Source organism: Acidovorax sp. LjRoot194 (genome assembly GCF_964253015.1).
GTDB lineage: Bacteria > Pseudomonadota > Gammaproteobacteria > Burkholderiales > Burkholderiaceae_C > Acidovorax.
Map to the genome: position 1 here is coordinate 5,570,987 of NZ_CAXUQB020000001.1, position 16,042 is coordinate 5,587,028.

Annotated in this window: 16 protein-coding genes; 11 read left to right on the plus strand and 5 right to left on the minus strand. The window is 65.9% G+C overall.

What is annotated here, in order from left to right:
* Positions 1-49: 49 nt before the first annotated feature.
* From ACSQ3N_RS25295 to ACSQ3N_RS25305, 3 genes are all read right to left on the minus strand, one after another.
* Positions 50-724 (minus strand): response regulator, encoded by a 675-nt coding sequence (locus ACSQ3N_RS25295; RefSeq protein WP_056171164.1) that lies wholly within the window; start codon positions 722-724, stop codon positions 50-52.
* A gap of 202 nt (positions 725-926) precedes the next feature.
* Entirely contained in the window at positions 927-1,874 is a 948-nt protein-coding gene (locus tag ACSQ3N_RS25300; protein WP_436147788.1) for an N-formylglutamate amidohydrolase, read from the minus strand.
* A 176-nt stretch (positions 1,875-2,050) separates the two neighbouring features.
* Complete coding sequence (locus ACSQ3N_RS25305) at positions 2,051-3,016, minus strand: tripartite tricarboxylate transporter substrate binding protein BugE (protein ID WP_436127944.1); 966 nt, start codon at positions 3,014-3,016, stop codon at positions 2,051-2,053.
* 107 nt (positions 3,017-3,123) lie between these two features.
* On the opposite strand from ACSQ3N_RS25305, the gene ACSQ3N_RS25310 reads away from it, so the two are divergent.
* The 3 genes from ACSQ3N_RS25310 (at position 3,124) to ACSQ3N_RS25320 (ending at position 4,940) form a co-directional block, all read left to right on the plus strand.
* Positions 3,124-4,113 (plus strand): LysR substrate-binding domain-containing protein, encoded by a 990-nt coding sequence (locus ACSQ3N_RS25310; RefSeq protein ID WP_436147789.1) that lies wholly within the window; start codon positions 3,124-3,126, stop codon positions 4,111-4,113.
* A gap of 69 nt (positions 4,114-4,182) precedes the next feature.
* The gene (locus tag ACSQ3N_RS25315) at positions 4,183-4,404 is read left to right on the plus strand and encodes a helix-turn-helix domain-containing protein (protein ID WP_436147790.1); all 222 of its coding nucleotides are present in this window, start codon (positions 4,183-4,185) and stop codon (positions 4,402-4,404) included.
* Between the two features lie 20 nt (positions 4,405-4,424).
* Positions 4,425-4,940, plus strand: coding sequence for a Clp protease N-terminal domain-containing protein (locus ACSQ3N_RS25320; RefSeq protein ID WP_436147791.1), 516 nt, complete (start codon positions 4,425-4,427; stop codon positions 4,938-4,940).
* A gap of 145 nt (positions 4,941-5,085) precedes the next feature.
* Here the strand turns inward: ACSQ3N_RS25320 and ACSQ3N_RS25325 are convergent, their stop codons facing one another.
* Positions 5,086-5,631, minus strand: a complete 546-nt coding sequence (locus ACSQ3N_RS25325) for a MarR family winged helix-turn-helix transcriptional regulator (RefSeq protein WP_056171179.1) — start codon at positions 5,629-5,631, stop codon at positions 5,086-5,088.
* A gap of 142 nt (positions 5,632-5,773) precedes the next feature.
* Here ACSQ3N_RS25325 and recA point away from each other — a divergent pair, with 142 nt between their 5' ends.
* Positions 5,774-6,847 carry a recombinase RecA gene (recA, locus tag ACSQ3N_RS25330; protein WP_056171183.1) on the plus strand — a complete coding sequence of 358 codons (1,074 nt, stop codon included), beginning with the start codon at positions 5,774-5,776 and terminating at the stop codon, positions 6,845-6,847.
* A gap of 116 nt (positions 6,848-6,963) precedes the next feature.
* Positions 6,964-7,425, plus strand: coding sequence for a recombination regulator RecX (gene recX / locus ACSQ3N_RS25335; RefSeq protein WP_436147792.1), 462 nt, complete (start codon positions 6,964-6,966; stop codon positions 7,423-7,425).
* Between the two features lie 152 nt (positions 7,426-7,577).
* On the opposite strand, the gene argC is transcribed toward recX, so the two are convergent.
* Positions 7,578-8,510 (minus strand): N-acetyl-gamma-glutamyl-phosphate reductase, encoded by a 933-nt coding sequence (argC, locus tag ACSQ3N_RS25340; protein ID WP_436147793.1) that lies wholly within the window; start codon positions 8,508-8,510, stop codon positions 7,578-7,580.
* A gap of 206 nt (positions 8,511-8,716) precedes the next feature.
* Here argC and sucC point away from each other — a divergent pair, with 206 nt between their 5' ends.
* The 6 genes from sucC (at position 8,717) to ACSQ3N_RS25370 (ending at position 15,985) form a co-directional block, all read left to right on the plus strand.
* Positions 8,717-9,877 carry an ADP-forming succinate--CoA ligase subunit beta gene (gene sucC, locus ACSQ3N_RS25345; RefSeq protein ID WP_056171190.1) on the plus strand — a complete coding sequence of 387 codons (1,161 nt, stop codon included), beginning with the start codon at positions 8,717-8,719 and terminating at the stop codon, positions 9,875-9,877.
* A gap of 15 nt (positions 9,878-9,892) precedes the next feature.
* Positions 9,893-10,789: a succinate--CoA ligase subunit alpha gene (gene sucD / locus ACSQ3N_RS25350; RefSeq protein ID WP_010464520.1), complete on the plus strand. Its 897-nt coding sequence runs from the start codon at positions 9,893-9,895 to the stop codon at positions 10,787-10,789.
* 206 nt (positions 10,790-10,995) lie between these two features.
* Positions 10,996-11,631 carry a TerC family protein gene (locus ACSQ3N_RS25355; protein WP_436148009.1) on the plus strand — a complete coding sequence of 212 codons (636 nt, stop codon included), beginning with the start codon at positions 10,996-10,998 and terminating at the stop codon, positions 11,629-11,631.
* A 270-nt stretch (positions 11,632-11,901) separates the two neighbouring features.
* A complete protein-coding gene (locus ACSQ3N_RS25360; RefSeq protein ID WP_436147794.1) occupies positions 11,902-14,478 on the plus strand; it encodes a CHASE2 domain-containing serine/threonine-protein kinase in 2,577 nt (858 codons plus the stop codon).
* A gap of 17 nt (positions 14,479-14,495) precedes the next feature.
* Positions 14,496-15,284, plus strand: a complete 789-nt coding sequence (locus ACSQ3N_RS25365) for a Stp1/IreP family PP2C-type Ser/Thr phosphatase (protein WP_082517039.1) — start codon at positions 14,496-14,498, stop codon at positions 15,282-15,284.
* A 44-nt stretch (positions 15,285-15,328) separates the two neighbouring features.
* Positions 15,329-15,985 (plus strand): FHA domain-containing protein, encoded by a 657-nt coding sequence (locus tag ACSQ3N_RS25370; protein ID WP_056171205.1) that lies wholly within the window; start codon positions 15,329-15,331, stop codon positions 15,983-15,985.
* Positions 15,986-16,042: the final 57 nt, after the last annotated feature.

Sequence of the window (16,042 nt, forward strand, 5' to 3'; positions counted from 1 at the left end):
GGGTGCGTCCCCCTGCGGGGGAAGGCGCGCAGCGACTCAGGGGGGTTTCCTATCCCGGGATTTTCTCAAGGCAGTAGCCCAGGCCGCGCACCGTGGCAATGCGGATGGGCCCCCCTTCGATCTTTTTGCGCAGGCGGTGGATGTAGACCTCGATCGCGTTGTTGCTGACCTCTTCGCCCCATTCGCACAGGCGCTCCACCAGCTGCTCCTTGCTCACCAGCCGGCCGGCGCGCTGCAGCAGCACTTCCAGCAGGCCCAGCTCGCGGGCGGAGAGCTCGATCATCTTGCCGTCGATGGTGGCCACGCGGCCGGCCTGGTCGTACACCAGGGGGCCGTGCTTGATGGCGCTGCTGGTGCCGCCCATGCCGCGGCGCGTGAGGGCCCGCACGCGGGCTTCGAGCTCCTGCAGCGAAAACGGCTTGGCCATGTAGTCGTCGGCGCCGAAGTCCAGTCCCTTCACGCGCTCTTCCACGCTGTCGGCCGCGGTGAGGATGAGCACCGGCAGCGCCGAGCCCCGGCTGCGCAGCTTCTTGAGCACCTCCAGGCCGTGCAGCTTGGGCAGGCCCAGGTCGAGGATGAGCAGGTCGAATTCGTTGTTGGTGAGCAGGGCGGCGTCGGCCTCGGTGCCGCTGGCCACGTGGTCCACCACGGCGCCCGATCCCCGCAGCGTGCGCAGCAGCCCGTCGGCGAGCACCTGGTCGTCTTCGGCAATGAGGATGCGCATGCGGGTGTCTCCTGGTGGATGGCTGCGGTCTGGCGCCGCGCCTGCTGCCGATTCTAGGCGGCGTGGGCGCAGCGGCAGGCCGCTGGCGCAAACCGGGGCCCCGCTGCCGACCCGGCCATCGCCAACCCGCTGGGCAGGTGCAGGCCGTGCGGTGCCTGCGCCGCCTGCAGGGGCTGCTTGGCCTGCGGGGTGGGTGCCGCCGTCAGCGCGGGTCGTGCGCCAGCAGCTTGTGCACCAGGGTCTGCAGATCGGCCTGCAGCCGCGCCATGCCTTCGGGGTGCTGGGCGAGCGTGCGCTCGTCCATGTAGAGCTTGCGGTTGATTTCGACTTGGATGCTGTGGCGGTTCTGCGCGGGGTTGCCGTAGCGGCGCACCAGCTCCACGCCCTTGTAGGGGTGGTTGTATTCCACGCTGTAGCCGCACGAGCGCAGGTGGTCGCAGATCAGTGCGGACAGCTCTGGGCTGGCGGTGGTGCCGTCGCGGTCGCCGACCACGAAGTCGGCATGCTCCAGGCCCGGGAACTCGGTCGCGAAGCGGCCGGCCACGGCGGGCATCGAATGGCAGTTGAGGTGGATGCTGTAGCCGTGGCGCGCATGGGCGGCCTGGATGGCCTGCGCCACGGCAGCGTGGTAGGGGCGCCAGCAGCGGTCGATGCGCGCACGCACTTCATCGACGGTGAGCAGGCGGTTGTAGATGGGCTCGCCCTCGTCGGTGAACTTCCACACCAGGCCCTTGCCCAGGCGCACCTTGCTGAGCACCTGCGGGTCGGTGGAGATGGGGTCGGTCCAGTCGCCGTCGAGCAGCGAGGTATCGAGCTCGGTGGTGTCGCGGTTGGCATCGAGGTAGATGCGCGGAAAGTGCGCTTCGATCCAGGCCACGCCCAGGGCCGGGGCAAAGGCGTAGATCTTCTCGACGTGCGTGTCCTCGGCGCGGCGCAGTGTGGGCAGGTCGCACGCCGAGCCGAAGTCGGCCGGGTACTGGGTGCCGCTGTGCGGCGAGTCGAGCACCAGCGGCGTGCTGCCGGGCACGGCGGTCACCATGGCGGCAGCGGCAGCTGTGGCAGGAGCGGGCGATGTGTGCCCGGGCGAACCGGTCAGGCCGGGCTGGGCCTGCTGGAATCGGTGGTGAATGAGTTTCAAGGCTGCATGCATAGGCAGAGTGTGCGCAAATGGGGGCGGCTGGCCTAGCCTCCCAGACCGGAATAGGGCCATGGTTATCCCTCAGGCGCCATGGCATCCGGCTAACGGCCGGGCAGGGACGGCACCCTGCCCATGTGGGGCCTTGCACCTGCGGAGCAAGGCCTCCCGGGGTGTCAGTTCACGGCGAGTCAGTCCAGCGCGATCTTGGCGTATGCGGCCACGCGCTTCATCTTGTCGATCTCGCGGCCGATCTGCGCAGTGAAGTCCTTGGACGTTGTGCCCGAGGGGTACAGCCCCTGGCCGGCCAGGCGCTCGCGCACCGCGGGCTCCTTCAAAGCCTGGGCGACGGCCTGCTGGATGCGCTCGACCGCGGCGGGCGGCGTGCCGGCAGGGGCCACCAGGCCGAACCACGAGGGTTCGTTGGCCTGCTTGAAGCCCAGCTCGGCGTAGGTGGGCACGTCGGGCAGCACGTCCAGGCGCTCGGGCCACGACACGGCCAGCGCCTTGAGCTTGCCGGACTTGATGTGCGGCAGCGACGAGGCCACCTGGTCGAAGTACACCGCCACCTGGCCGGCCAGCACGTCGTTGACGGCCGGGCCTGCACCACGGTAGGGGATGTGCACCATGGCAGTGCCGGTGCTGCTCTTGAACAGCTCGCCCCACATGTGGCCGATGGTGCCGTTGCCGGGGGTGGCGTACGAGATCTTGCCGGGGTTGGCCTTGAGGTACTTGACCAAGTCGGCGAAGTCCTTGACGGGCAGCACCGTGGGGTTGATCACGATCACGCCCGGGGCCTTCACGATCTCGGTCACACCCACGAAATCCTTGGTCGGGTTGTAGGGCAGCTTGCTGAAGACCGCCGGGTTCACGCCGTGCGTGGACAGGGTCGCCACGCCGATGGTGAGGCCGTCGGCCGGGGCGCGCGCCACTTCGGACATGCCGATGGAGCCGCCCGCGCCGCCGCGGTTGTCCAGCACCACGGGCTGCTTGAGGATGCGGGCCAGCGACTCCTGCAGGCTGCGGGCCGTGATGTCGGTGGCGCCCCCGGGCGGGAAGGGCACGACGATGCGCAGGGGCTTGCCCTCTTGCGCCATAGACATTCCAGGAACGAAAGATACGGCAGCCAGAGCGGACAGCAGGTGACGGCGTTGCATGTGGGTTTCTCCTATGAAGAATCTGAAGGTTAAATGAACTGGTGAGTCCTACCAAGCAATGGATATGCCTGATAACATTCCTGAATGGAATGATGTGAGAACTTACGATGTCCTCCCTGCGCCGCCTTTCACCGCCCCTGCACCTGCTGCGGGCGTTTTCCACCGTCACGCGGTTCGGCGGGGTCTCGCGCGCCGCCGAGGCGCTGCACCTCACGCAGAGCGCGGTGAGCAAGCAGATCAAGGAGCTGGAGGGCTGGGTGGGCGTGGCGCTGTTCGAGCGCAACCGTAAGCGCCTGTCGCTGACCCCCGCGGGCGAGCGCTACGAAAAAGCCGTGCGCGCGGTGCTGGCGCAGCTGGAGGCCGCCACGCTGGAGCTGATCACCAGCGATGACGGCGGCGGCGCGCTGCACCTGTCCAGCCTGCCCACGTTCGGGGCCAAGTGGCTCATTCCGCGCCTGCCGCAGTTCCAGCAGCAGCACCCGCAGGTCACGCTGCACTTTGTGCCCTATGTGCACAGCTACGACTTCGAGCGGCCCGAGCTCGACTGCTCCATCCTGTTCGGCGAAGGCCACTGGCCCGGCGCCCATGCGCACTACCTGACCGGCAACGACGTCGCGCTGATCGCCCCGCGCACCCGCGTGGCCGACTGGCCGCTCAACAGCCCCCGCGACGTGGCGCAGCACACGCTGCTGCGCCACGTGACGGTGCCCGATGCCTGGCTGCGCTGGAGCGAGACACACCAGGTGGCGGGCCTCATCGACCCGCTGGCCGGGCCGCAGTTCGACCAGTTCCAGACCATGATCCGCGCGGTGATGGCGGGCATGGGGCTGGCGCTGGTGCCGCGCTGCCTGGTGCAGGACGAGATCACCGCCGGGCTGGTGCGCGAGCCGCTGGCCGAGGCGCCCCTGCGCGGCGGCTACCTGAGCGACATGGGCTACTGGTTTTGCTACCCCGAAGGCCGCACGCAGTTGCATGCACTGCAGTGCTTTCTGCAGTGGCTGCTGGTGTGCGCCGAACCCCCGGGTGCGATACCTGGCGCAGTACCCGGCGCTCCAGGGGCGCAAGGCTCGGCCGCGGCCCCGTTGCCAGGCTCGTGACCGTGTTGGTCATACGGGCTGCCGTCAACACTTGTTGACGAACTAACAGCTGTCAACTACAGTTGACGAATGCCCACGCCACCCGCACTTCCGCCCCCCGACGAACCTGAAGCCGCCCTGGCCGCCGTGGTGGCCTTGCGCCTGATGGCCGACCGGCTTGAAACCGCCGCGGTGGCATCAGCCCTGGAGCAAGGCTGGTCGTGGGCCCAGATTGCGCAGGCGCTGGGCGTGAGCAAGCAGGCCGCGCACAAGCGCCTGGCGGGTTTGGTCGGCCGTCCCCCATCTCCCTGAATCAAGGAGCCGTGACCCCTATGTTTCCACGCATTCGTGACCATTTTCAGAGCATGCGCACGCTGCAGCAGCTGTGCACCGGCGCCGAGAACCATGCCCGCACCCAGGGTCAGAGCGCGCCCGGCGCCGAGCACTTCCTGCTGGCGGCGCTCGACCTGCCGGACGGCTCGGCGCGCCGCGCTTTCGAGCGCGTGGGCGCAGACCCCGCAGCCGTGCCGGGCGCCATCGAGCAGCAGTACCGCGACGCACTGCAAGGCCTGGGGCTGGACGCACCGTTGCCCGGCGCCACCGCCACCAGCGCAGACAGACCCAGCCTCTACCAGGCCCAGCCCTCAGGCCAGGAGCTGATGCAGGCCCTGGCCCGGTCGCGCAAATCGCAGTCCGGCCCGCTGCGCGGCGCGCATGTGGTGGCGCTGGTGGCCGACATGCCGCTGGGCGTGGCAGCACGCACACTGCGGGCGCTGCAGCTGGATGCCATGCAACTGGGGGTGGCTGCGCGGGCCGAGGCGCAGGTCGCGGGCAGCAAGGCTTCGTAGCGACGCTGGGAGCTGACACCAGATGGCTGCGCCCCATGGGACGCGGCTTGCTCGCGGCGCTGAAACATGGGTCCTGTCCCTGTTGCAGGCCTTTGCTGGCCTTTGCTGGCCTCGCTAGTCGTGCTGGCCTCTTCCGCCGGTTGATCTACTCGCGACGGCCTGCGCCCAACCACTCCGCATCACCACTCGCATAGGCTTCCAGGCCGATGGCCACCACCGTGGCCACGTCGTTGCCCACCTCGGCGCGGAACTCCGCCTCCGCCTGCGCCACCGCGTCGCGAAAGGCCTGCACCCAGGCCAGCCCGGTAGCGGTAAAGCACACGCGCCGGGCACGGGCGTCCAGCGGGTCGGCCTGGCGGGTGACCAGGCCCCAGGCCTCGCACTGGTCCACCAGGTTGGCCATGGCCTGCTTGGTCATGCCGGCACGCTGGGCCAGGTCGGTCAGCCGGTCGCCCGAGAGCGCCAGATGGCGGGTGATGTGCACATGCGCGGCCGTCACCTGGTCGCGTGCCGCCAGGTTGGACAGCGCCAGCGGCACCTCCACATTGCGCGCCATGAGTTGCAGCACCCGTGCATCGAAGCGGCGCATCGCATGGCCCAGCAGACGGCCCAGGTGGGTCTGGCGCCAGCCGTCGTCCACACGGGGCGAGGAGGTGTGCTGCGGGGTGCTGGGCGGGGTACTTTCGGCCATGGGATATTGTCAGGCAAACTGACTAAATACCGTTAGGAAATGACCAAACAGGTCGCATAAACTACTGTTCAAGCATCCAGCCTGTGGTTAACCGCAGAAAGGATGAAAGCATCCAACCTGTTGTTTTTCCTAGGAGTTTCTCATGGACGTCGCAGTCAAAGGCACCAACCCCGCAAACACCGAAAAAGCCAAGGCGCTGGCCGCCGCGCTCGCCCAGATCGAGAAGCAGTTTGGCAAGGGCACGATCATGCGCCTGGGCGAAGGCGAGGTGATCGAAGACATCCAGGTGGTGTCCACCGGCTCGCTGGGCCTGGACGTGGCCCTGGGCGTGGGCGGCCTGCCCCGCGGCCGGGTGGTCGAGATCTACGGCCCGGAATCGTCGGGCAAGACCACGCTCACGCTGCAGGTCATCTCCGAGATGCAAAAGCAGGGCGGCACCTGCGCCTTCGTCGACGCCGAGCACGCGCTGGACATCCAGTACGCCCAGAAGCTGGGTGTGCACGTGCCCGACCTGCTCATCAGCCAGCCTGATACCGGCGAGCAGGCCCTGGAGATCGTGGACAGCCTGGTGCGCTCGGGCGCCGTGGACCTGATCGTCATCGACTCGGTCGCAGCCCTCACTCCCAAGGCCGAAATCGAAGGCGAAATGGGCGACTCGCTGCCCGGCCTGCAGGCCCGCCTGATGAGCCAGGCGCTGCGCAAGCTCACGGCCACGATCAAGAAGACCAATTGCATGGTCATCTTCATCAACCAGATCCGCATGAAGATCGGCGTGATGTTCGGCAGCCCCGAAACCACCACCGGCGGCAATGCGCTCAAGTTCTACGCCTCGGTGCGCCTGGATATCCGCCGCACCGGTACCATCAAGAAGGGTGACGAAGCCATCGGCAACGAAACCAAGGTCAAGGTGGTCAAGAACAAGGTGAGCCCGCCCTTCAAGACGGCCGAGTTCGACATCCTCTTCGGCGAGGGCATCAGCCGCGAAGGCGAGATCATCGACATGGGCGTGACGGCCAAGATCGTGGAGAAGTCGGGCGCCTGGTATGCCTACAAGGGCGAGAAGATCGGCCAGGGCCGCGACAACGCCCGTGAGTTCCTGCGCGAAAACCCCGACCTCGCCCGCGAGATCGAGAACAAGGTGCGCGAAGACCTGGGCGTGGCATTGCTGGCCGCCTCGGTGCCCAGAGCCTCGGCTGCCACCGCCGCCGAAGAGTGAGAGTGAGCGAGTTCCGCCAGAGCGCCACTTATCGCCACTTATCGATAGAAATAGCCCGCTACCGCTTGATTGACAAGCGGTAGCTGCTATGAATTTGATACCAACGACCATCCGCCATGGGCTTTGCCACTTTGTCGCTCAAGGGCCGGGCACTGCGGCTGCTGAGCCAGCGCGAGCACTCCCGCGCTGAACTGCAGCGCAAGCTGGCACCCCATGTGCAGGAGGGTGAGGACCTGACCGCCCTGCTGGACGACCTTGAAGCCCGCGATTTCATCAGCGAAACCCGGGTGCTGGAATCGGTGCTCCACCAGCGCGCCAGCCGCCTGGGCGGCAACCGCATCCGTCAGGAACTGCAGGCCAAGGGAATCGACCCCGACGCGGTGCAGCAAGCGCTGACCCGGCTGAAGGACACCGAATGGGCCCGCGCGCATGCCGTGTGGCAGCGCAAGTTCGGGGCCGTGGCCGAAGACCCGCAGCAGCGCGCAAAACAGGTGCGCTTTTTGGTGACGCGCGGGTTCTCCAGCGAGATCACCTGGCGCGTCGTGCGGGGTGAAGCGCCCGAATCTGAAGAGTCTTAGAAAGCGCGCACCTGGCGTGCAGGAGCGGTGTTGCAGACCAGCACCGCAACGTGCCCTGCGCCTTCTGCGGCCAGGATCTTGCGACTGCGGGCCTCTGCGGAATTCCCTGAATCCCCGCGCGCCCCGGGATCGCCCAAATGGCCTGAACCGGCTCAGAGCCCCAGCATCAACTTGAGGTTTTGCACCGCAGCACCGCTGGCGCCCTTGCCCAGGTTGTCCAGGCGGGCGATCAGCACGGCGTGGCGGTACTCTTCGTTGGCGAAAACGCGCAGTTCCAGCTTGTTGGTGTCGTTCAGTGCGGTCGCGTCCAGCTTGCCGTCGGCAGTGGCGGGCAGCACGCTGACCCATTGCTCGGGCGTGTTGCTTTTGGCGTAGTGAGCGGCCAGTGCGTCGTGCAGATCCGCGGCCTTGGGCGCACCCGGCAGCAGGTCGAGGTGCAGTGGCAACTGCACCAGCATGCCCTGGCGGAAGTTGCCCACCGACGGCACGAAGATGGGCCGGCGCGTGAGGCCGGTGTAGCGCAAGATTTCGGGCAGGTGCTTGTGCTGCAGCGTGAGCGCGTAGGTCTCGAACAGCGGCGCGGTGCCCGCCTCGTACGCCTCGATCATGGTGCGGCCGCCGCCCGAATATCCGCTGACCGACGGCAGGGCCAGGGGGAAGTCCTTGGGCACCAGGCCCGCATCCACCAGCGGGCGCAGCAGCGCGATGGCGCCGGTCGCGTAGCAGCCGGGGTTGGACACGCGGTCGGCTTGTGCCACCGCTTCGGGCTGCCCCGCAGCCAGCTCCGGAAAGCCGAACACCCAGCCTGGCGCCGTGCGGTGCGCGGTGCTGGCGTCGACGATCTTGATCGCGCGGCCAGTGCTCTGCGTGATGCCGTCGACCATGGCCACCGTCTCGCGGGCGGCATCGTCGTGCAGGCACAGCACCACCAGGTCCACACCGGCGATCAGGTCGCGCTTGGCAGAGGGGTCCTTGCGCAGCTCGGGGGCAATGCTGACCAGCTCGACCTGCGGCATAGCCTGCAGGCGCTCACGGATCTGCAGGCCCGTGGTGCCGGCTTCGCCATCGATAAAGACTCTGGACATGAGGTGACTCCTGCAAGAAAGCAGCCGCTGGGCCGCCGAAGAAAACAAGGGTGGTTGCCCGTGGCGAAGCCATGGGGGCCGTCAGGTCTGCACAGGGATGGTGCGTCGCAACATGATACAGTCGCCGGTTGCCATGTCCCAAGCCCGCGGCCAGACAACTGTTCATGGTAAACGGGTAACTATCACCCTTCCCTGAGAGAGACCTCATGAAGATTCACGAATACCAAGGCAAGGAAATCTTGCGCAATTTTGGTGTGCCCGTTCCGCGTGGCATTCCCGCATTCACGGTGCAAGAAGCCGTTGAAGCAGCCCAGAAGCTCGGCGGCCCCGTGTGGGTGGTCAAGGCCCAGATCCACGCCGGTGGCCGTGGCAAGGGCGGCGGCGTGAAGGTTGCCAAGACCATTGACGACGTCAAGCGCATCTCGGGCGAAATCCTGGGCATGCAGCTCAAGACGCACCAGACCGGCCCCGAAGGCCAGAAGGTCCGCCGCCTGTACATCGAAGACGGCGCCGACATCAAGAACGAACTGTATGTGTCCCTGGTCACCGACCGCGGCACGCAGAAGGTCGCCCTGATCGCGTCGAGCGAAGGCGGCATGGACATCGAGGAAGTGGCCCACTCCACCCCCGAGAAGATCATCACCGAGATGATCGACCCCATCGTGGGCATCACCACCGAGCAAAGCAAGAAGGTCGCAGCCGCCATCGGCCTGACCGGTGCTTCCGTCGACCAGGCCGTAGACATCTTCGCCAAGATCTACAAGTGCTACATGGAAACCGACGCGTCGCTGGTGGAAATCAACCCGCTGAACTGCGACTCCAAGGGCAATCTGATGGCCCTGGACGCGAAGTTCAACTTCGACGCTAACGCGCTGTTCCGCCACCCTGAAATCGTGGCCTTCCGCGATCTGGACGAAGAAGATCCAGCCGAAGTGGAAGCCTCCAAGTTCGACCTAGCCTACATCAGCCTGGACGGCAACATCGGCTGCCTGGTGAACGGCGCCGGCCTGGCCATGGCCACCATGGACACCATCAAGCTGTTCGGCGGCGAGCCGGCCAACTTCCTGGACGTGGGCGGCGGTGCCACCCCCGAGAAGGTCACCGAAGCCTTCAAGATCATGCTCAAGAACCCCAAGGTCGAAGGCATTCTGGTCAACATCTTCGGCGGCATCATGAAGTGCGACACCATCGCCACCGGCGTGATCACTGCCTGCAAGGCCGTGAACCTGAACGTGCCGCTGGTCGTGCGCATGAAGGGCACGAACGAAGAGCTGGGCAAGAAGATGCTGGCCGAGTCCGGCCTGCCCATCATCGCCGCAGACACCATGGCCGAAGCTGCGACCAAGATCGTTGCTGCCGTCAAGTAAGCCCGGAGAACACACATGTCGATCTACATCAACAAAGACACCAAGGTCATCACCCAGGGCATCACGGGCAAGACCGGCCAGTTCCACACTGAAAAGTGCCAGGAATACGCGAACGGCAAGAACGCCTTCGTGGCAGGCGTGAACCCCAAGAAGGCCGGCGAGTCGATCTTCAACATCCCGATCTACGCCTCCGTCAAGGAAGCCGCATCGCAGACCGGCGCCACCGTGTCGGTGATCTACGTGCCCCCAGCAGGCGCTGCTGCCGCCATCTGGGAAGCCGTCGAGGCCGACCTGGACCTGGCGATCTGCATCACCGAAGGCATCCCGGTGCGCGACATGCTGGAAGTGCGCAACAAGATGAAGGCCAAGGAAGCCGCTGGCGGCAAGCGCACGCTACTGCTGGGCCCCAACTGCCCCGGCCTGATCACGCCCGACGAAATCAAGATCGGCATCATGCCCGGCCACATCCACCGCAAGGGCCGCATCGGCGTGGTGAGCCGCTCCGGCACGCTGACGTACGAAGCCGTCGCCATGCTGACGGAAGTGGGCCTGGGCCAGTCGAGCGCCGTGGGCATTGGTGGCGACCCCATCAACGGCCTCAAGCACATCGACGTGATGAAGGCTTTCAACGACGACCCGGACACCGATGCCGTCATCATGATCGGCGAAATCGGCGGACCTGACGAAGCCGAAGCCGCCCAGTGGTGCAAGGCCAACATGAAGAAGCCTATCGTGGGCTTCATCGCTGGCGTGACCGCCCCTCCCGGCAAGCGCATGGGCCACGCCGGCGCGCTGATCTCCGGTGGTGCCGACACGGCCGATGCCAAGCTCGCCATCATGGAAGAGTCGGGCTTCATCATCACCCGCAATCCGTCGGAACTGGGCAAGCTGCTCAAGGCCCAGCTCAAGTAAGCTGCCTGCCATACCGCGGCACGGGCATTCGTAAGCACAATTACGGACGCCCGTGACCGCCAGGCCAGATAAACTGGCCGCTCCAATAAAAAGAGAAGCGCTCGGAACCCTGGTTCCCGGCGCTTCTTGCATTCATAACAGTGGAGTTCAGTATGGAGTTTATGCAAAGTGCCGATTTCTGGATCGGCCTGATGAAGATCGTCTGAATCAACATCATTCTTTCTGGCGACAACGCCGTGGTCATCGCCCTGGCGGCCCGCTCGCTTCCCCCGAATCAGCAGAGAAAAGCCGTCTTCTGGGGCTCCGGCGCCGCCGTGGTGCTGCGAATCTTGCTGACCGTCGTGGCGGCCAAGCTGCTGGAGCTGTCATTCCTGCAGATCATCGGCGGCTGCCTGCTGCTGTGGATCGGCTTTCAGCTGCTCAGTGACGGCGACGAAGACGAAGGCGAGTCCAAGACCTATGGCAGCCTGATGGCCGCGGTGCGCACCATCCTGATTGCCGATCTGGTGATGAGCCTCGACAACGTGATCGCCGTGGCGGCAGCTGCCCATGGCAACGTGGTGCTCCTGGTGCTGGGCCTGGCCATCAGCATCCCGCTGGTGATCTTCGGCAGCACGCTGATGATCAAGCTGATGGAGCGCTTTCCCATCATCGTGCTGCTGGGTGCTGCACTGATCGGCTGGGTGGGCGGCGAAACCATTGCCAACGATGCCGCCCTGCATGGCTACGCGGTGGCACACCCGTCACTCCACTACGTGGCGGCGGCGCTGGGCGCAGCGCTCGTCGTGGGCGCCGGCAAGTTCTGGGCGTCGCGCTCGCGCCGCGCCAGCGCCGCGTCATAACACCCAGCCATTTTCAGCCAGTGACAAAAATGGCAGCAGCGATGCTGCCATGGGCGTGTGGCGCGACAAGAACGGCAGGCACACGCCCCGAAGCGCCCGCCCATCGCAACGCCGCGCCCTTTCTGGCATGGATGGCGTTGGGCGCAGATATTGCTTCGAACCCACTTCAAACTCAGAGCGGAACGACAGCAAGTGGGACGAATTACCTCGGGACGGCAGCGTGGCCAATGGCGTACCGACGGTGTTCTGGCGGCTCTGACGGCCGCCGGCTTGACCGCGTTGCTGGTCGCCACCGGCGCCGTGCCATGGCTGGAAAACGCCGTCTATGACGCTGCATCCAGCATCACAGCGCCTGCACCGCTCCCCGAGATCGCCATCATCGGCATCGACGATGCAAGCCTCAAAGCCTTCGGCCACCGTCCGTGGGGGCGCGACCTCGATGCCAAGCTGATCGACCAGTTGGCGGGTGCCGGCGCCAAGACCATCGTCCTGACCAGCCCCTTGTTCGAGCCGCAATCCGATCGCGGCCTCGCCCACATCCGAAAGATCCGCGAAACGCTGGCGCGCTCCGGCGACACATCGGCCACATCGACCGAGCTGAACCAGTTGGCCGCCGCAGCGGAAAACGACCTGGACACCGATGCCCGCCTGGCGGCGAGCATCCAGCGTGCGGGCAATGTCCTCCTGGCCTCTCGATACGCATCGACAGGCACGTCGGTGCCACTGCCCTCCTACGCGCACCGCAACGCGCTGGCAGACCCCGGAGCGTTCGCTGTGACAGCCAAGTCTGTCCAGTACCCCATCACCGGCCTTGGCGCAGCTGCAGCAGGCGTGGGCACCATGGCGGCGGACACGGATGCGGACGGTGTCGTGCGGCAGGTGCCGTTGCTGGTGCGCTACGACAACATCGGTCTGCCGTCGCTCGCTTTGCTGGCGGCACGCCACAGCCTGCACCTCGGTCCGAGCGAAGTCCGCGTGGCCGACACGCCGTCCGGCCTGCGGCTGGGCGGGCTGCAGGTCGCGACCGACGCCTCTGCCGTGATGCGCCCCCGCTTTCATGCCGCGGCAGAAAACGCACCGGTCTTCCCTGTAACATCCCTGGCCAGCGTGCTACAGGGCAAGGTGCCTTCCCAAACCTTCAGCGGAAAACTCGTTCTGGTCGGCGACATGAGCGAAGCCCTGGCAACGCCACGGGCCCTGCCGAGCGGACAAACCGCCTACCCCGTGGAAGTGCTGGCGCACACCGTGTCCGCCATTCGGCTGGGCCAGAGCGTGCAGCGGCCGCCGTGGGCCTCGGCAGCGTCGTGGGGCGCCGCCGTGCTCGCGCTGGTGTTTGCGGCGTTGGCGCTTCCCAAGCTCTCGCGCCCCGCAGGCTGGGTGGCCGCTGCGGCATTGATCGTCGTGCTGGCGGGGCTGGAATGGGCCCTGCTGCGCCACGCAGGCCTGTGGGTGCCGTTACTGGCCGGGGTGGTGGCGCTCATTGCCGGGCTGCTCGCCCACACAGTCCTGTCATTGAAAGGCACGGCTGCCGGGGCCCAGTCGGCCGATGCGGGAGAAACCGACCGCATGATGGCGTTGGCGCTGCAGGGCCAGGGGCAACTCGACATGGCGTTCGAACGCCTGCGCAAGGTGCCGCAGAGCGATGCGGTGATGGACAACCTCTACCACCTCGCCCAGGACTTTGAACGCAAGCGCAACTTGGCCAAGGCCAAGGCCGTCTACAAGCACATTCTTCAGCACAACCGCGACTACAAGGACGCCCGCAGCCGCTACAAGCGCGTTCGGGCCCAGCTGCAGGCAGCCGACGCGCCGACCAGCACGCCGTCGTCCCTGCCGTCGCAGTTGCCACATTTGCCGGGGGATGCGGGCGTTGCAATCCCGATGCTGGGCCGCTACCACATCGACAAGGAAATCGGGAAAGGCGCCATGGGCGTCGTGTACCAGGGTCGGGACCCCAAGATTGGCCGCGTGGTGGCGATCAAGACGCTGGCCTTGAGCGAGGAGTTCGAAGGCGATGCGCTGGTCGACGCGAGAACCCGCTTCTTTCGAGAGGCCGAGACCGCAGGACGCTTGCAGCACCCGCACATCGTGACGATCTTCGATGCCGGCGAAGAGCACGACCTGGCCTATATCGCCATGGAGTTCCTCAAAGGCGCAGACCTGGTGCCCGCATGCCGCGCTGACCAGCTGCTGCCGGTGCCCACCGTGCTTTCGATAGCGGCCCGCGTGGCCGAGGCCTTGGACTACGCCCATGCCCACCAGGTGGTGCACCGCGACATCAAGCCGGCCAACATCATGTTCGACGGCGTCACGGACACGGTGAAGGTCACGGATTTCGGCATCGCCCGCATCACGGATTCGAGCAAGACGCGCACAGGTCTCGTACTGGGCACGCCCAGCTTCATGTCGCCCGAGCAACTGGCGGGCAAGAAGGTGGACGGCAGATCTGATCTTTATTCGCTCGGCGTCACGCTGTTTCAGCTGTTGACGGGCTCGCTGCCACTGCGCGGCGAGTCGATGACGGAACTCATGCACAAGATCGCCAGCGTGGATGCGCCCGACATCCGCCAAATCAGGCCTGAACTCACCCCTGCCGTGGCCCACGCGGTAGCCACCGCCCTCCAGAAGCGCCCGGAGGCGCGCTACCAAACGGGCCGGCAATTCGCCGACGCTCTGCGGCAGGCGGGCGCTGAGGCTGGACAAACGGGTGCCCCAGAGGCCGGAGCAGTCGTCTATGATGCGGACCGCGATGCAACAGGGCATGAGATGGTGGATTTTCAGGAAACCGTGATGGAGACACCCGCGGGGCGGGCCGCGGCATCCCCGCCGATTTCAAGCGCCCGATGACGCTCGCCCCAACATCCATGACCTACGAATTTTTCGCGCGGACTGACAAGGGTCGCGTGCGTACGAACAATGAAGACGCGGTAGCTGTCGACCGCGATGCGCAGGTCGCCATCCTGGCCGATGGCATGGGGGGCTACAACGCCGGCGAGGTCGCCAGCGGCATGGCCACCACCTTCATCCGTACCGAGATGTCCCGCTGGCTCGGCCAGGCCGGCACCACGCCGCAAACCACGGACGTCCGCCGGGCATTGGAGATCTGCGTGGAAAACGCCAACCATGCCATTCTGGGGGCGTCGTTGTCGAACCCCCAATATGCGGGCATGGGCACCACGCTGGTGGTCGGCGTCTTTCACGGCAGCCGGCTGATTCTGGGCCACATCGGCGATTCACGCTGCTACCGCCTGCGCGATGGTGCGATGCAACAGATCACACGCGACCACTCCTGGCTGCAGGAGCAGGTCGATGCAGGCTTGCTCACGGCCCAGCAGGCGGCGTTGTCCACCAACCGCAACCTCGTCACCCGCGCGCTGGGCGTGGAGCCGAACGTGATGATGGAAGTCAACGAGTTTCAGGTGGCGCCCAACGACCTGTTTCTCATGTGCTCCGACGGCCTGACCGACATGGTGGCCGACGCGGACCTGGCCGAACTCGTCCGTGCGCCGATACCGCTGGAAGAAAAAGCCACACTGCTCGTCGACACCGCCAACGCGAACGGTGGCCGTGATAACGTGAGCGTACTGCTGGTGCAGGCTGCGGCAGGGGGTAAAAAACGCAGCCTTGTGTCCCGATTGCTAGGAGCCTCTTGAAGGGCTCCCAACACAACAATTACTCATCACATCAGGAGTGGATCATGCCCAAAATGATCGTTTCAATCGACGGCGTCGTCATCAAGGAAGTCCAGCTGACCAAAGAGCGCACCACGCTCGGCCGTCGGCCGTACAACGACATCGTGATCGATAACCTTGCGGTCAGTGGCGAACATGCAGTGATCCACATGCTGGAGCAGGATGTCGAAATCGAAGACCTGGGCAGCACCAACGGCACCTATGTAAATGCCAAGGCGGTCAAGCGCCAGGAACTGCGCAACGGCGACACCATCGAGGTGGGCAAGTACAAGATCCGCTTCATGCACGAGGCCGAAGGGCAGAACTTCGAGAAGACGATGATCTTCAAGCCGGGGATGGTGCCACCGCCCATCGGAGCGGCATCTCGTCCTGCGCCGCTGGCAGCAGCAGCGCATCCGCCCATTTCGGCAGTCATCCGGGTCATGTCTGGCGCGGCAGCGGGTCGTGAGGTGTCCCTTCTGAAGGTGGTCACCACCATCGGTAAACCCGGCGTGGCTGTGGCGTCCATCACCAAGCGCCACCATGGATTTGTGCTGGCCCATGTGGAAGGCCCCGACATGCCGCTGCTCAACGGGGCGGCGATCAGCGCGTCACCCGTGCCGCTGAAAAACGGCGACCGGCTGGAATTGGCCGGGACGGAAATGCAGTTCGAGCAGAGCTGACGGGCAGGCTGAATGAACGGGCCGACCTGCATCGCCTGAGCTTTTGGCCCAAACTTC

Excerpts from the sequence above, each read along its gene's own strand:
- ACSQ3N_RS25365 (WP_082517039.1), top strand. The coding sequence starts at position 14,496 with ATGACCTACGAATTTTTCGCGCGGACTGACAAGGGTCGCGTGCGTACG.
- sucD (WP_010464520.1), top strand. The coding sequence starts at position 9,893 with ATGTCGATCTACATCAACAAAGACACCAAGGTCATCACCCAGGGCATC.
- argC (WP_436147793.1), bottom strand. The coding sequence starts at position 8,510 with ATGTCCAGAGTCTTTATCGATGGCGAAGCCGGCACCACGGGCCTGCAG.
- ACSQ3N_RS25320 (WP_436147791.1), top strand. The coding sequence starts at position 4,425 with ATGTTTCCACGCATTCGTGACCATTTTCAGAGCATGCGCACGCTGCAG.
- ACSQ3N_RS25325 (WP_056171179.1), bottom strand. The coding sequence starts at position 5,631 with ATGGCCGAAAGTACCCCGCCCAGCACCCCGCAGCACACCTCCTCGCCC.
- ACSQ3N_RS25315 (WP_436147790.1), top strand. The coding sequence starts at position 4,183 with ATGCCCACGCCACCCGCACTTCCGCCCCCCGACGAACCTGAAGCCGCC.
- ACSQ3N_RS25370 (WP_056171205.1), top strand. The coding sequence starts at position 15,329 with ATGCCCAAAATGATCGTTTCAATCGACGGCGTCGTCATCAAGGAAGTC.
- ACSQ3N_RS25305 (WP_436127944.1), bottom strand. The coding sequence starts at position 3,016 with ATGCAACGCCGTCACCTGCTGTCCGCTCTGGCTGCCGTATCTTTCGTT.
- recA (WP_056171183.1), top strand. The coding sequence starts at position 5,774 with ATGGACGTCGCAGTCAAAGGCACCAACCCCGCAAACACCGAAAAAGCC.
- recX (WP_436147792.1), top strand. The coding sequence starts at position 6,964 with ATGGGCTTTGCCACTTTGTCGCTCAAGGGCCGGGCACTGCGGCTGCTG.
- ACSQ3N_RS25295 (WP_056171164.1), bottom strand. The coding sequence starts at position 724 with ATGCGCATCCTCATTGCCGAAGACGACCAGGTGCTCGCCGACGGGCTG.
- ACSQ3N_RS25310 (WP_436147789.1), top strand. The coding sequence starts at position 3,124 with ATGTCCTCCCTGCGCCGCCTTTCACCGCCCCTGCACCTGCTGCGGGCG.
- ACSQ3N_RS25300 (WP_436147788.1), bottom strand. The coding sequence starts at position 1,874 with ATGCATGCAGCCTTGAAACTCATTCACCACCGATTCCAGCAGGCCCAG.
- sucC (WP_056171190.1), top strand. The coding sequence starts at position 8,717 with ATGAAGATTCACGAATACCAAGGCAAGGAAATCTTGCGCAATTTTGGT.